Below are 13,994 nucleotides of genomic sequence, written 5' to 3'. Positions count from 1 at the left end.
TCAGGCGCTCTCCTGCGGCGCCTCGTCTTCAATCAAGGTTTCAAGCGGCACCGGCCTGCCAATCAGATATCCCTGCACATAATCGATACCTAGCGCGTGTACCGCGCTACGTATCTCTTCGTTTTCAACGTACTCCGCCACCACCAGCATTTTCTTCATCCGCGCCAGATGGCAAATGGACGCCACAATCTGATAGTCCAGGCTGTTGCTGACGATGTTGCGGATAAAGCTGCCGTCTATTTTGAGGATGTCGGCATCCACGCTTTTCAGCCGCGCATAGCTCGCGTAGCCCGTGCCGAAGTCGTCAATCGCAATGCGCACGCCCATCTGCTGCAGCTGTCTGAGGGTTTGTGCCGCCGTCGCGGAATTGCCAAAACTGCTGCTTTCGGTGATTTCAAACACCAGCTGCCAGGCCTCAACGGCGTACTTCGCCAGCAGGCGGCTAACCTCGAGCGGAAGCTGTGCCCGGCACACCGTCGACGGCGCGAGGTTAATGGCAAAGCGCTGCGCCGGAAGACGGTCGCGGTGCTCAGCCAAAAAGCGCAGCGTGCGCTCGAGCACCCACAGGTCGAGGCGCGACGACAGGCCAAACTCCTGCGCCACCGGGAGGAAATCGTCGGGCGAGATCAGCTCGCCCTGCTCGTCCGGCATGCGCAGCAATACTTCGTGGTAATGATCGCCGCGGATCCCGCGCACGGGCTGAACCATCAGGGAGAACCTGTCGTGCTCCAGCGCGTTTTGCAGGCGATTCATCATCGCCACCTTATCTTTCAAACTCCGCTGTAAATGCACCGCACCGCGCTGCTGGAGATTCTCCGGGTGGTTAGTGGACAGCGACAGGTCAGCGATAACCCCAAGCTCGCCCAGCACCAGATAAAGGTGCGTCACCGGCGAGCGCACAAAGCAGTAGCTCACGCCCACCTGCGGCTGGAGCGGCATCCCGTCCCAGACGAAGCGGAACTGCTTGATGTGCTCGTCCAGGGTATCGATGCGCAGCTGATGCGACTCGGTGTTCAGCCGCACGGCCAGATCGCAGCCGGTCAGGTGGTAGACCCTCTCATTAGGCTGGAGCGTGCCGTTGATCCATTCCGCCAGCTTCTGCTTGTACTGAATGCGCAGCAGCACGCCATAGTTGCGCCCCAGCACTTCCAGTTCAGGAATGCGCAGCAGACAGAGCGCCGACCATGGGGACTTGGCCAGCTCGCGCGTCAGGGCGCGCAGGTTTGGCATATGCACCACCGGGTCGAGCAGCGCCAGCCTGCGGGAACGGATATTCACCGCGCGCTGGCGCGTTGCCAGCATCGACATGTAGATCACCACAAACGAGAAGACCAGATAGCTGGATGAGGTGATGGCCAGCTGAATGTCATAGCCGGGCTGCTGCGGGATGTAGCGGAAATAGTAATGAATCGTCACCAGCAGCACCGGCGTCCAGATAATCGACATCAGCTTGTAGCCGAAGCGCATAGCCGCCCAGAGCATTACCGGCATCAGCAGCGACAGGGTGTAGTTGGTGCTGAAGATGGAGCTGTTTTCGTTCATCGGGGCCAGCAGCAGCGACAGCAGGCTGCCAAGCGCAATCGCCCAGATGACCAGCTCCGCCGAGGAGACTTTTTTATCAATCTGCCCGCGGATCTGCGAAATCAAACTCCGCAGGTAGAGCGGGTTGCGGATCAGGCGTATCAGCAGGTAGCTCAGCGGAACGCCCGTCAGCCCGCTGACCAGCAGCGCCTGGTAGTTGATCAGCGTGCGGATATTCATCGGGTTCAGCCCCGCCAGGCTCTGGCGGCTCTCGTACACGCCCAGATAGACCGCGAACTGGAACAGTACCAGAAACAGCGTTGCAGGGCAGAAAACCTGCCAGAAGATGCGCTGGCCCATCAAACGCACGTCGCCGTAGGCGGTCAGGTTGCGTCTTGGGCTAAACACGCGGTAGCCGCCCCAGCTCAGGACGATGGGAACGATAAAATGCAGGATCCCCGCACCGGCTTCAAACAGCCCGACCGACGGGTAATAGCGGAAAAAAAGCGCCAGAATTATGCCGGGCACGGCCCCAAAGCCCCAAAAAAGCATGGTGGCAAGCAGGAAAAAGAGCGGCAGATAATAGAGCGCGACAAGACCGTCGCCCAGCTGTGTGAAGGTGTTTACCTGACTGAGCAGCGGCAGCAGCAGGACGGGCAGAATGAGCGGTAGCGCCCACCAGCGATCTTTATTGTTTTTCAGAAAGTGTACGAGTTTCATAGATGCCCGGTTAAAAACCCCATTCGATCCAGAGGGGAAATGAAGACAGGCATCCAACCTGACGTACATGCCCTGCAGTTAACGCCCGCGCGAGCAATTGGAGGAAGGATTTTAGTTATCACCGTCGGGAAACCGTTGACTTAAATCAAACTATTTTATTTGAATATTATTTTCTTACGATTTTTCCGGTTAAATTTACTCAATTTATCAATGCTGTAAATGCATTATTTCTAATCAATAACAATAATTAATGTATACATTGACGGATTTTTACATATCCCGGAATTGACCCCCTCTTCCCGCTGTGCCTTAATACCCTAATCGCCCAGTCGGGTATGCCCAGGAAAAACACAGTGAGTCAGGCCACGCGTATGCACAAACGACATCGATTTAACACTCGGATGACCCGCATCATACTGCTTATCAGCTTCCTCTTTTTCTTTGGCCGCTTTGTTTATTCTTCCATTGGCGCCTGGTATCACCACCAGGACAAGATGCAATCCCAGCAGTCCAGTCTTTCCGTCGAAGCGTCTGAACGCTAATCCCGGCTGTGCGGCGTCCGCGCGATAGCCGCTCTTGCCTTGCTCAGGTTTTATCCCGCCGCATCAGGGGCGCAAAGTAATGCTGAGAATGTTTAAAACTTTCGCTTTATCACGCGCGGAATAATTACGCGGGATACGTTCTACGCATTTCATCGATTTATTATGAAATTACCCGCGATAATTAACGCGATCGCGTGATGAACTTTCTGCGCTATTTATCCCTCGCCCAATCATTCTTGATGTTTTAAACGGCGCATAAAAAAACCCTCGGCCAGAGCAGAGGGTTTTTATTTATTGACTACGGGTGAGGATTATCTCCACTCAATCATATACACACACATAAAATCATTATAAAACAACATATTGAAAATCAAATACACTACAATGCCATGAAAAATACCATGGCATGAATATGCGCATGGGAGCAAGGCTGAATCACAACGGACCGTGGCCCACCTTATGGTCGGCAGATAATCTCATAATTCCGCCAACAGCGCGGCGCGCAACAAGGTACAAAGTCCAGACTAGGCGAGGAGTAGAGAAGTTCGTTACCAGTGACAGGAATGGCAGACCAGCAGGAGCGGTCGTTCCGGTTCGAACGTCCGGTTGCGAGCCAGAAGCGACTACTCACGTTTTGGGTGAATGGCCCAGTCTGTAGTGGCCAACTACAAACGGCCACCGCTATAGAGTTTTTCCTGTATCGGTTTTCCGATTCGTTTAGTGGTAACCCACCGTTATATTCATGCGGTCTGAGCGAGCTGAAATACCCAGCTATATAGTCTGTTATCGCATGAGCTGCTTCGCCAAAGTATATATCTTGGACATTAGGTGACTGTTTGTAACTGTTAGACACCTTTTGGAATCGGCTCCAATCGGCCATTATCAGCCGTTCGAACAAGGACCTTTAGCGCTGGCAACTTACGTTTAATAATTATTTAAGCTTACAGGTATGAACATTGACAAGGGCCCAACAATTGTGCCGTCTCGCAACATGCTTATTCCGCTATAAATCTCCCTAATGGGCTCGACCTCCGGTAGGCCATCCAACAGACGTGCATCACCTCGAGCAACTTTTACCAGATGCTCGAAGACCGAAAGCTCAACACCCACGAACGTCCCCGAGTGCACACCTAACCTGAAGGGATCCCGGCTGCGGTGTGTGGCCTGCCCATTTTCTAAGTCAATTAACGGCTCGTTGGTATCATTTGCGTAATAGCCCCCAACGAAGTGTCGCTGTTGGTCTTCAAAAGCTAACTTCCAGAGGATTACTGGAATTCTGCTTTGCGACTCCAAACGCCTTGATCTTCTAATGGCGAGAGCCAAAAGAGGTTGGTCGATTTTCATCAGCGCATTACTGTAATGGCTGCAGATTATTTGTCCGGAGAGGCTGCGTGCAGTTTCTCCTGATAACGGCTCCCGGCCCTCTGTGATTGGGTCTTCTGCAAACAACTTGGTCTGAACCTTGGGTTTGGATTCGGTAGCAAAGCGAGTGGCCACGATATGACCTTTTACCCAAACAGCCTCGCCTTTGCTGTCCAATACCCGAACCCGCGTGAACTGTTTCCGCCAATCTCCAAACTCTTTCGTGTTGAATCCCACCGAAGTATAGCGTCCCTTGGCCTCAGCAAGTACGACGGAGCCTGCCCCGTCACTGCACAGGTAGTCAGGCATATCGCCTGGCGCGGTACGCTGTAAAGTAAATCCATGCAAATTCTCGCTTGTGTCATCGATCAAACGATCCAAATGTGCGAAGTATTTAATTCCCAAATGCTCATGCAGGAACCAGCGACAGAACGCCTGCCCCATCTCGCTGGATTTGGCTCGCCTGGCATTGGTTGAAGCGCCCACCCCTTCACCTTGAAATCGAAGCTCATCGTCAGGCACTAGGAATCTCATGTGCTCAAACTGGGCAGGATCCGGATTCGGGGGCTGAGTGCCGTAGGTGTCCAAGTAAAAGTGGTGATAGAGAGCGGCAAGGTCCAGATCAATAATCGTTTTCGGACTATCTTCGCTCTCCCCCTGAAGTTTAGGAGGGATCTGCTTGTACTTATTGAGTGCCAATTGCAGCTTTTTCTTCATGAAATTCTTTTGACTCCTTTTATGATTTGGCCGCATTTTGTTGGAAGATGGGGCCAACAGCCCACACAACCCTCGCGTTTTCAAAAAAACGTCCGTCTCGCCAAGATGATCTTTCAAGATTCGAAACGCAGTCTAATAGAACTCTTGATTGTCATAGTATACCGAGCACGAAATCCGAGCCACATTCATCAGCATAATACGTTGAAGTAAATACGTTTCCTAATCTATAGCTAGACTAACCCACTTGGGTGAGGTTAGTCTAATAACTATAATTTTCAGTAATGCTAAAATACCCATTCCAAATATCATTCCATTCTTTAACGATAAGGTTTGAGGACTTTACCTGTGAGAATTCGTTACATTGTCCCGTTCAAACGCAAAATCATCATTGACGATCATTGGGAAATCCCAATGCAAGGTGGGAAGCTCCGCATCATTGAAGAGAGTGGTTACGCCAAAGCTGTTGAACTTATTTTCGAAAAACAGCCTCTGGAATACGCACCGAGCTTTCAGAAACGATCCCCTTATGAGGCTATGACAAAGATAACCGGACACGATGAACGTATAGCGTTCGTGAAGCGTCAACTAGATAATGCGGCTACATTTCTAGAATGCTTCCATGATATTGAACTCATTACAGAGGAAATTGAGGCCCAATATGAGGGAGAAACCCCGGAAGAAGAAACGCAACTATCCATAAAGAGTATATCAATGAGCAGACATGATTCTGCATTGCCTCTCAGTTTCGATATGTTTACGCGGGCGCTTATGGCTGCTGAGAAATATGATGGGCCGAGATTTGAAGTTGCATTTGTAAAAAACGCTCGCAAGATGCTGAAAAATCAGGAATTCATAAATTCCTTCCGCTACTCATTCCTGTTGATCGAATCCCTGTATGGGAATGGTCAATTTAAAACACCAAGCTTGCAAGCTGCGCTAAAATCAAACCAAGAATTTCGCAATATTGTTGAGCTTGCCATCAAAGATATTATTCCAGCAAAAAACGATCGGAACTCGGATACGGCGAAGCTCATTTTGACGAATCCAAAAGCAGATGACATTATCAATCATCTAGTCGAAAAACGGGGTTTCTATTTTCACGGGAACGTCAAACGGAAAGACGCCTGGAAACCCGATCAACAAGATGCGGCAGAATCTCTGGCGCTTCTTGCAATAGGTATTATCACAACAATTACTATGAAGGCGGCAGAGCCGATGTTCGTCGCAGAACTAGAGAAACGCCACTTTGAAGATGCAATGTATGTAGGAGCCAAAATCGTGTTTGAAATAAAATTCAGATTCCGTGAACCTGAAGAAAATTTCGATAGGCAACAACAATTCAACATCACTATGCCAGGAACCAAGGTCACCCCTCGAACAGCTTTCGCTGTCGCTCAGCATTTTCTATATGTATTCCAGCATAATCAGCCTGTATCGGCTCTATGTGAAGCTGAATGCAAAATACAGGAAACTGGGGAAAAGGTATTTAACCTCACATTTCATGCCAAAGAAGATTGAACTGAAAAGTTTGCGCTAAAATATAACCGCGAAGGCTTTGAACAACGCCATATCAAAAACATATAAAAATTATTTTTCCGGAAATAACATCATCTTTTCCCATCATATGCTTTCACCTGCCCCAAAATGCCATTAATGATGAAGACATCATTAATGGCATAATTTTATCAAATAAAATCAAGTTTTTATAAAAAAACTATTCCCACTCAATCGTCGCCGGTGGCTTACCGCTGATGTCATACACCACGCGGGAAATGCCGTTAACTTCGTTGATGATGCGGTTAGACACGCGGCCCAAGAAGTCGTAAGGCAGGTGCGCCCAGTGCGCGGTCATGAAGTCGATGGTTTCTACCGCACGCAGGGAGACAACCCAGTCGTATTTACGGCCATCGCCCATCACGCCAACGGAGCGAACCGGCAGGAACACGGTGAACGCCTGGCTTACCTTGTTGTACAGGTCGGCTTTGTGCAGTTCTTCGATGAAGATAGCGTCCGCACGACGCAGCAGATCGCAGTACTCTTTCTTCACTTCGCCCAGCACGCGCACGCCCAGACCTGGCCCCGGGAACGGGTGACGGTAGAGCATATCGTACGGCAGGCCCAGCTCCAGACCAATCTTGCGCACTTCGTCTTTGAACAGCTCACGCAGCGGTTCAACCAGACCCATCTTCATCTCTTTCGGCAGGCCGCCCACGTTGTGGTGAGATTTGATGACGTGCGCTTTGCCGGTGGCGGAAGCCGCAGACTCGATCACGTCAGGGTAGATGGTGCCCTGCGCCAGCCATTTCACGTCTTCCAGCTTCAGCGCTTCTTCGTCGAACACTTCAACGAACACGCGACCGATGATCTTACGCTTCGCTTCCGGATCGTTTTCGCCAGCCAGCGCGTCGAGGAAGCGCTTCTCGCCCTCAACGTGAACGATGTTCAGACCGAAGTGGTCGCCGAACATGTCCATCACCTGCTGGGCTTCGTTCAGACGCAGCAGACCGTTGTCCACGAAGACGCACGTCAGGTTTTTGCCGATGGCGCGGTGCAGCAGCATCGCGGTCACAGAGGAGTCAACGCCGCCGGACAGGCCGAGGATCACTTTGTCATCGCCAACCTGCTGTCGGATACGCTCAACGGCGTCGTCGATGATTTTTGCTGGCGTCCACAGGGCTTCACACTGGCAGATGTCGCGCACGAAGCGCTCCAGCATACGCATCCCCTGACGGGTGTGGGTCACTTCCGGGTGGAACTGCACGCCGTAGAAGCGTTTTTCTTCGTTCGCCATAATCGCAAACGGGCAGCTTTCGGTGCTGGCCACGGTCACGAAGTCGGACGGGATAGCGGTGACTTTGTCGCCGTGGCTCATCCACACGTCCAGCAGCGGCTTGCCGTCTGCGGTCAGGGAGTCTTCGATACCGCGCACCAGCGCGCTGTCGGTGACGACTTCTACCTGCGCGTAGCCGAATTCGCGCTCGTTAGAGCCTTCAACGTGGCCGCCCAGCTGCATTGCCATGGTCTGCATACCGTAGCAAACGCCGAATACCGGCACGCCAGCTTCGAACACGTACTGCGGTGCGCGCGGGCTGTTTTCTTCGGTGGTGCTTTCCGGGCCGCCGGACAGGATGATGCCGCTTGGATTGAATTCGCGAATCTGTGCTTCCGTGACATCCCACGCCCACAGCTCACAGTAAACGCCCAGTTCACGTACGCGACGCGCCACCAGCTGAGTGTACTGAGAACCGAAGTCCAGGATGAGAATGCGATGTTTATGAATGTTTTCCGTCATTGACGCTAATTCCGAGGCAAGTGAAACAAAAACAGAGCGCCCGGCAGAAGCCGGGCGCGGAAACTTATCAGGAGCCCAGACGGTAGTTCGGGGACTCTTTGGTGATGGTCACGTCGTGAACGTGGCTTTCCTGAATACCCGCACCGCTGATACGTACGAATTCAGCTTTAGTACGCAGCAGGTCGATGGTACCACAGCCGGTCAGACCCATACAGGAGCGCAGGCCGCCCATCTGCTGGTGAATGATCTCTTTCAGGCGGCCTTTATAGGCAACGCGGCCTTCGATACCTTCCGGCACCAGTTTGTCTGCGGCGTTATCGGTCTGGAAGTAACGGTCAGAAGAGCCTTTGGACATCGCGCCCAGGGAGCCCATACCGCGGTAGGATTTGTAAGAACGGCCCTGGTAGAGTTCGATTTCACCCGGGGATTCTTCGGTACCAGCCAGCATGGAGCCGACCATTACGGCTGCCGCGCCTGCGGCGATGGCTTTGGCGATGTCGCCAGAGAAGCGGATACCGCCGTCAGCGATTACCGGAACGCCGGTGCCTTCCAGCGCTTCTACCGCGTCAGAAACGGCGGTGATCTGCGGAACGCCCACGCCGGTGACGATACGGGTGGTACAGATAGAACCAGGACCGATACCCACTTTCACCGCGCTGCAGCCGGCATCAGCCAGCGCGCGAGCGCCTGCGCCAGTCGCCACGTTACCGCCGATGATTTGCAGGTCAGGGTATTTAGCGCGGGTATCGCGAATACGTTGCAGAACGCCTTCGGAGTGACCGTGAGAGGAGTCAATCAGGAGCACGTCAACGCCCGCCGCAACCAGCGCGTCAACGCGCTCTTCGTTGCCCGCGCCCGCGCCAACCGCTGCGCCTACGCGCAGACGGCCATGCTCGTCTTTACAGGCATTTGGCTTACGTTCTGCTTTCTGGAAATCTTTAACGGTGATCATGCCGCGCAGGTGGAAGCTGCTGTCGACAACCAGCGCTTTCTCAACGCGTTTTTCGTGCATTTTTGCCAGCACCACGTCGCGGGTTTCACCTTCGCGAACGGTCACCAGGCGCTCTTTCGGCGTCATGTAAACGCTGACGGGCTGGTTCAGATCGGTCACGAAACGCACGTCACGGCCGGTGATGATGCCGACCAGTTCGTTTTCTTCGGTCACAACCGGGTAACCGGCAAAGCCGTTACGCTCGGTCAGGGCCTTTACTTCGTGCAGGGTGGTGGTTGGCAGGACGGTCTGCGGGTCAGACACGATGCCGGATTCATGTTTCTTCACGCGGCGAACTTCTTCCGCCTGACGCTCGATAGACATGTTTTTGTGAATAAAGCCGATGCCACCTTCCTGTGCCAGGGCGATAGCCAGGCGCGCTTCAGTCACGGTGTCCATTGCCGCAGAGAGCATAGGAATGTTCAAACGAATGGTTTTGGTTAACTGCGTGCTGAGGTCGGCAGTATTCGGCAGAACGGTGGAATGAGCGGGAAGGAGGAGGACGTCGTCAAACGTCAGTGCTTCTTTAGCGATACGTAGCATGGGCAATATCTCTGACCTGGGTGGTTAAATATTGCCGTGGCATTATACAGAGCGTAACCGATTGCATCCACACTTTTTTATAAAAAAACCTTGCGATCCCCTCCGGGCAGGTTACTATCGACTGAATAACTTGCTGATTTAGAATTTGATCCCGCTCACATGTTATCCTCTCAACCCCCCTCAATTTTTACCGTAAGCCGCCTCAATCAGACGGTTCGTTTGCTGCTTGAGCAGGAAATGGGACAAGTTTGGATCAGCGGAGAAATTTCTAACTTCACGCAGCCGTCGTCCGGCCACTGGTACTTCACGCTGAAGGACGACACCGCGCAGGTGCGCTGTGCGATGTTCCGCAACAGCAACCGTCGCGTCACGTTTCGCCCTCAGCACGGCCAGCAGGTTCTGGTTCGCGCCAATATCACCCTGTACGAGCCGCGCGGCGATTACCAGATTATCGTCGAAAGTATGCAGCCCGCGGGTGAAGGCCTGCTGCAGCAGAAATACGAACAGCTAAAAGCAAAGCTCTCCGAAGAGGGGCTGTTCGATCAGCAGTTCAAAAAGCCCCTTCCCTCGCCCGCGCACTGCGTGGGGGTGATCACCTCGAAAACCGGTGCCGCGCTGCATGACATTTTGCACGTGCTTAAGCGTCGCGACCCCTCCTTGCCCGTGATCATCTATCCTACGGCGGTTCAGGGCGACGATGCGCCCGGGCAGATCGTGCGCGCCATTGCGCTGGCAAACGCGCGCCAGGAGTGCGACGTTCTGATCGTCGGGCGCGGCGGCGGCTCTTTGGAAGATCTCTGGAGCTTTAATGACGAGCGCGTGGCGCGGGCAATTTTCGCCAGCCAGATCCCCGTCGTGAGCGCCGTGGGGCACGAAACGGACGTCACCATCGCCGATTTTGTTGCCGATCTGCGCGCGCCTACGCCTTCTGCGGCCGCAGAAGTGGTGAGCCGCAACCAGCTGGAGCTGCTGCGTCAGATTCAGAGCGGTCAGCAGCGTCTTGAGATGGCGATGGACTATTTCCTCGCCAACCGCACCCGCCGCTTCACTCAGCTTCATCACCGCCTGCAGCAGCAGCATCCGCAGCTGCGCCTGGCGCGTCAGCAGACGGTGCTGGAACGCCTGCGCCAGCGGATGAACGTCGCGCTGGACAGTCAGCTCAAGCGCGCGGCGTCGCGCCAGCAGCGCGTCACTCAGCGCCTGAACCAGCAAAACCCGCAGCCGAAGATCTACCGGGCGCAGACCCGCATTCAACAGCTTGAGTATCGACTGGCGGAGAACCTGCGCGCGCGCCTGAGCAGCACCCGCGAGCGCTTCGGCAACGCCGTCACCCATCTCGAAGCCGTAAGCCCGCTCTCCACGCTGGCGCGCGGCTATAGCGTGACCACCGCCACCGACGGCAAAGTGCTGAAGCAGACTAAGCAGGTGCAGGCCGGCGATGTGCTCACCACGCGCCTGTCAGACGGCTGGGTAGAAAGTGAAGTGAAGTCAATAAAACCGGTGAAAAAGACCCGTCAGCGAAAAACCGGATAATTCTTCGTCGGTTAGAAACTATACTGCTGCTATTCCCTTTTATTCGGCCTTGCCAGAACTAAGGAGAGCAGCATGTCCCATCTTCACAGCGTTATTCCGCCCTACATCCTGCGTCGTATTATTGAAACGGGCTCTGAGCCGCAGCAGCGCTGCGCCCGCCAGACCTTAACCCACGTGCAAACGCTGATGGCGCATATGCCGGGCAAGCCCGCGGCGCCGCACGTCAATAAAGCCGGCCAGCTGGAGCGCGATATTTACGATGCGAAACAGACTCAGGAGTTGCCCGGCACCCAGGTGCGATATGAAGGCCAGCCGTCCAACGGCGACGTGGCCGTGGATGAGGCCTATGAATATTTAGGGATCACCCATGATTTTTTCTGGAAAAACTACCGGCGTGATTCCCTCGATAATAAAGGCCTTATTTTGACCGGCACCGTGCACTATGGCCGGGAATATCAAAACGCCTTCTGGAACGGTCAGCAGATGGTATTTGGCGACGGCGACGGGGAGATATTTAACCGCTTTACCATTGCCATTGACGTTGTGGCCCATGAGCTGAGCCACGGCGTGACGGAAACCGAAGCCGGGCTGATTTACTTTGAACAGTCGGGGGCGCTCAACGAGTCGCTGTCAGACGTGTTTGGCTCGCTGGTCAAACAGTACCAACTCAAGCAAACCGCCGATAAGGCGGACTGGCTGATTGGCGAAGGACTTCTGGCGGACGGGATTAACGGCAAAGGGCTACGATCTATGTCTGCGCCCGGCACCGCCTACGATGACCCGCTGCTGGGGAAAGATCCGCAGCCCGCGCACATGAAGGACTTCATCAAAACCCGCGAGGACAACGGCGGCGTGCATCTTAACTCCGGCATCCCTAACCGCGCGTTTTACCTTGCGGCAACCGCCATTGGCGGCTATGCCTGGGAAAAAGCGGGCTATGCCTGGTACGACACGGTTTGCGATCGCCAGCTGACGCAAGATGCGGATTTTGACGCCTTTGCGAAACTGACCGTCGCCCACGGGGAGAAACGCTCCGGTAGCGACGTTGGCGCGGCGATTAAGCAGGCCTGGGAACAGGTGGGAGTACTTTAAATGCAGGTTCCTGAACTGACAGACGATGCGGTCGTTGAGCTGGCGCGGGAGGGTGGCATTGCCTTTATCCCGAAGCTGAGCGGCCTGCGCCGTATCAGCCTCTCATCGCTGGATGCCGCACAGCGTCAGCGCGTGGTGAACATACTGGAGCAGGCTTTCCCCCGCGGGATGCCGCCCGGCCAGGCGTCGTCGCCGGGCAGCGGCGATCAGCGCTATTTCCGCATCCAGATTATCTGGACCCGGCACAATCAGGCGCAGTACACCGACATGATTGTGCTGGTGCCCGAGCAGGAAGCGCCGGAATCGCTGGTGGAACTCTGGCAGAAGGGCGAAGGCTGCGTGTGCGACTAGCCTTCGGCTCTGACAAACTCCACGCGCTTTTTCGAGATCAGCCCGTGGCCGTTCTGGCAGAAATAGTCCACCGCGCCGCAGGCCTTCAGCACCTGAAGTGGCTTATGGCACTCCGGGCAGCGCGCCTCCAGCGCAACGTCTTTATTGCAGGTCTCGCAGTGCGCCACGCCGTTTTGCGGCTCAAGCGCGGCATGACAATCCGGGCAAACTATCGACATGGTGACTCCTTTTTGAGATTCATAATCTGTGTTGATGTTACCACGCTACGCCTGGTGCGGGCCACGTAGCTGCTGCTGCAAGGTCAGCAGCAGTTCGACCTCTTCCAGCCTGCGCCGCGTGGTGCGCGGGACTTCCTCAGGATCGCGCGTGAACAGGCTTTGCGCCCCCAGGATGCGTTCCGCCAGACAGCGCGCATAGATTGTCCCAGGTACATGCCAGCGTTGACGGTCATCGCCAGCAATACGCTCCAGCACGTCCTCTGCCCCACGGCGATCGTGGCTGATAATGCGCCCGTCGCGCAGGTAAACCCGCAGGCCTTTCTGCCCACCCGACGGCCCCGCGTATTTGTTCAGCCAGATATCCACCGGCACGCCGCTCACCTGCCCCTGGAGATGGGCCTGCCCCTCTGCGGTGGTGAAATCCCCGGCTGCGATATCGCGGCCCAGGCGATTTCTGGCGTTAACCACCCGCAGGGCCATGGTGCTATTGCCCCCCAGATAGCGCACCGTTTCGCGCAGCATCGCCAGCACGTGGGTGCCGATATCCAGAATCACGCCGTCGGGGTGGCGCAGCGTGCGGGTATCCGGCTCGCCGGTGGCGAAGTTCAGCGCAATGGGCTCACCCGCCGCGTTAAGTCCGCTCGGCTCCTGGAGAAACCCTTCGATTTTGACGATATCTGCAAGGCTCTCCACCAGCCCCAAAGTGACCATATCAAGGCGCGCCATCCAGTGATCGAGCGCCAGCACGCGGGCAGCCGCATCCGGCGATGCCAGCAGCGCCCTGAGTCTTTCGATTTGGGAAAGCGTGGCGACGATGGGCTTTTCAACCACGATCCGCGGAATGGATGAGGCGAGCGCCCGCTCGAGCACGTCAAGATGATGCAAAGAGGCGGTGGTGATAAACAGAGTATCGAGCGGCTGGCTTAGAAGCTCGGCGAGTGACGCGCATCGGGTCACGCCGTGAGGCCGTTTGTCCGGCAGAATGTCAAAGCCCGTACAGCGAAGCGAATCGCCAAAGAGGGTGCGTAGCGCGGGTAAATAGGCCGTTTCGACGACAGCCCCCAGCCCAACAAATCCTGACAGCATGTGCTTACCTCGTTGATAAAATTGCC

Annotated in this window: 11 protein-coding genes and 1 pseudogene; 5 read left to right on the top strand and 7 right to left on the bottom strand. The window is 54.9% G+C overall.

Features of this window, described 5'->3' with window-relative positions; all coding sequences use genetic code 11:
* Positions 1–2,241 (bottom strand): EAL domain-containing protein, encoded by a 2,241-nt coding sequence (locus tag AB6V08_RS05005; protein ID WP_368541643.1) that lies wholly within the window; start codon positions 2,239–2,241, stop codon positions 1–3.
* A 353-nt stretch (positions 2,242–2,594) separates the two neighbouring features.
* Here AB6V08_RS05005 and AB6V08_RS05000 point away from each other — a divergent pair, with 353 nt between their 5' ends.
* Entirely contained in the window at positions 2,595–2,783 is a 189-nt protein-coding gene (locus AB6V08_RS05000; protein ID WP_368541642.1) for a YfgG family protein, read from the top strand.
* A 673-nt stretch (positions 2,784–3,456) separates the two neighbouring features.
* Here the strand turns inward: AB6V08_RS05000 and AB6V08_RS04995 are convergent.
* Together AB6V08_RS04995 and AB6V08_RS04990 are read right to left on the bottom strand one after the other, a co-directional pair.
* A pseudogene (locus AB6V08_RS04995) lies at positions 3,457–3,591 on the bottom strand (IS3 family transposase); the annotation flags it as partial.
* A gap of 116 nt (positions 3,592–3,707) precedes the next feature.
* Positions 3,708–4,862 carry a hypothetical protein gene (locus AB6V08_RS04990; protein WP_368541641.1) on the bottom strand — a complete coding sequence of 385 codons (1,155 nt, stop codon included), beginning with the start codon at positions 4,860–4,862 and terminating at the stop codon, positions 3,708–3,710.
* 345 nt (positions 4,863–5,207) lie between these two features.
* On the opposite strand from AB6V08_RS04990, the gene AB6V08_RS04985 reads away from it, so the two are divergent.
* Positions 5,208–6,380, top strand: a complete 1,173-nt coding sequence (locus AB6V08_RS04985; protein ID WP_368541640.1) for a hypothetical protein — start codon at positions 5,208–5,210, stop codon at positions 6,378–6,380.
* A 196-nt stretch (positions 6,381–6,576) separates the two neighbouring features.
* Here the strand turns inward: AB6V08_RS04985 and guaA are convergent, their stop codons facing one another.
* Positions 6,577–8,154 carry a glutamine-hydrolyzing GMP synthase gene (guaA, locus tag AB6V08_RS04980; RefSeq protein ID WP_368541639.1) on the bottom strand — a complete coding sequence of 526 codons (1,578 nt, stop codon included), beginning with the start codon at positions 8,152–8,154 and terminating at the stop codon, positions 6,577–6,579.
* Positions 8,155–8,221: 67 nt separating this feature from the next.
* Positions 8,222–9,688, bottom strand: a complete 1,467-nt coding sequence (gene guaB, locus AB6V08_RS04975; RefSeq protein WP_368541638.1) for an IMP dehydrogenase — start codon at positions 9,686–9,688, stop codon at positions 8,222–8,224.
* A 159-nt stretch (positions 9,689–9,847) separates the two neighbouring features.
* On the opposite strand from guaB, the gene xseA reads away from it, so the two are divergent.
* The 3 genes from xseA (at position 9,848) to AB6V08_RS04960 (ending at position 12,664) form a co-directional block, all read left to right on the top strand.
* Positions 9,848–11,221 (top strand): exodeoxyribonuclease VII large subunit, encoded by a 1,374-nt coding sequence (gene xseA, locus AB6V08_RS04970; RefSeq protein ID WP_368541637.1) that lies wholly within the window; start codon positions 9,848–9,850, stop codon positions 11,219–11,221.
* A 72-nt stretch (positions 11,222–11,293) separates the two neighbouring features.
* On the top strand, positions 11,294–12,313 hold the full coding sequence (locus AB6V08_RS04965; RefSeq protein ID WP_368541636.1) for a M4 family metallopeptidase: 1,020 nt from the start codon (positions 11,294–11,296) through the stop codon (positions 12,311–12,313).
* A complete protein-coding gene (locus tag AB6V08_RS04960) occupies positions 12,314–12,664 on the top strand; it encodes a protealysin inhibitor emfourin (RefSeq protein WP_368541635.1) in 351 nt (116 codons plus the stop codon).
* Here the strand turns inward: AB6V08_RS04960 and AB6V08_RS04955 are convergent.
* Positions 12,661–12,882 (bottom strand): zinc ribbon domain-containing protein, encoded by a 222-nt coding sequence (locus AB6V08_RS04955; RefSeq protein WP_368541634.1) that lies wholly within the window; start codon positions 12,880–12,882, stop codon positions 12,661–12,663. The two genes, AB6V08_RS04960 and AB6V08_RS04955, sit on opposite strands and share 4 nt — an antisense overlap.
* Positions 12,883–12,927: 45 nt before the next feature.
* A complete protein-coding gene (locus tag AB6V08_RS04950) occupies positions 12,928–13,968 on the bottom strand; it encodes a Gfo/Idh/MocA family oxidoreductase (RefSeq protein ID WP_368541632.1) in 1,041 nt (346 codons plus the stop codon).
* Positions 13,969–13,994 lie beyond the last annotated feature (26 nt).

The sequence above is a fragment of the Enterobacter soli genome, assembly GCF_964208575.1.
GTDB classification, from domain to species: Bacteria; Pseudomonadota; Gammaproteobacteria; order Enterobacterales; family Enterobacteriaceae; genus Enterobacter; species Enterobacter soli_A.
The sequence above is the reverse complement of the archived record's forward strand: the minus strand, read 5'-3'. Positions and strand labels throughout refer to the sequence as shown.

Excerpts from the sequence above, each read along its gene's own strand:
- AB6V08_RS05005 (WP_368541643.1), bottom strand. The coding sequence starts at position 2,241 with ATGAAACTCGTACACTTTCTGAAAAACAATAAAGATCGCTGGTGGGCG.
- AB6V08_RS04990 (WP_368541641.1), bottom strand. The coding sequence starts at position 4,862 with ATGAAGAAAAAGCTGCAATTGGCACTCAATAAGTACAAGCAGATCCCT.
- guaA (WP_368541639.1), bottom strand. The coding sequence starts at position 8,154 with ATGACGGAAAACATTCATAAACATCGCATTCTCATCCTGGACTTCGGT.
- guaB (WP_368541638.1), bottom strand. The coding sequence starts at position 9,688 with ATGCTACGTATCGCTAAAGAAGCACTGACGTTTGACGACGTCCTCCTC.
- xseA (WP_368541637.1), top strand. The coding sequence starts at position 9,848 with ATGTTATCCTCTCAACCCCCCTCAATTTTTACCGTAAGCCGCCTCAAT.
- AB6V08_RS04965 (WP_368541636.1), top strand. The coding sequence starts at position 11,294 with ATGTCCCATCTTCACAGCGTTATTCCGCCCTACATCCTGCGTCGTATT.
- AB6V08_RS04960 (WP_368541635.1), top strand. The coding sequence starts at position 12,314 with ATGCAGGTTCCTGAACTGACAGACGATGCGGTCGTTGAGCTGGCGCGG.
- AB6V08_RS04955 (WP_368541634.1), bottom strand. The coding sequence starts at position 12,882 with ATGTCGATAGTTTGCCCGGATTGTCATGCCGCGCTTGAGCCGCAAAAC.
- AB6V08_RS04950 (WP_368541632.1), bottom strand. The coding sequence starts at position 13,968 with ATGCTGTCAGGATTTGTTGGGCTGGGGGCTGTCGTCGAAACGGCCTAT.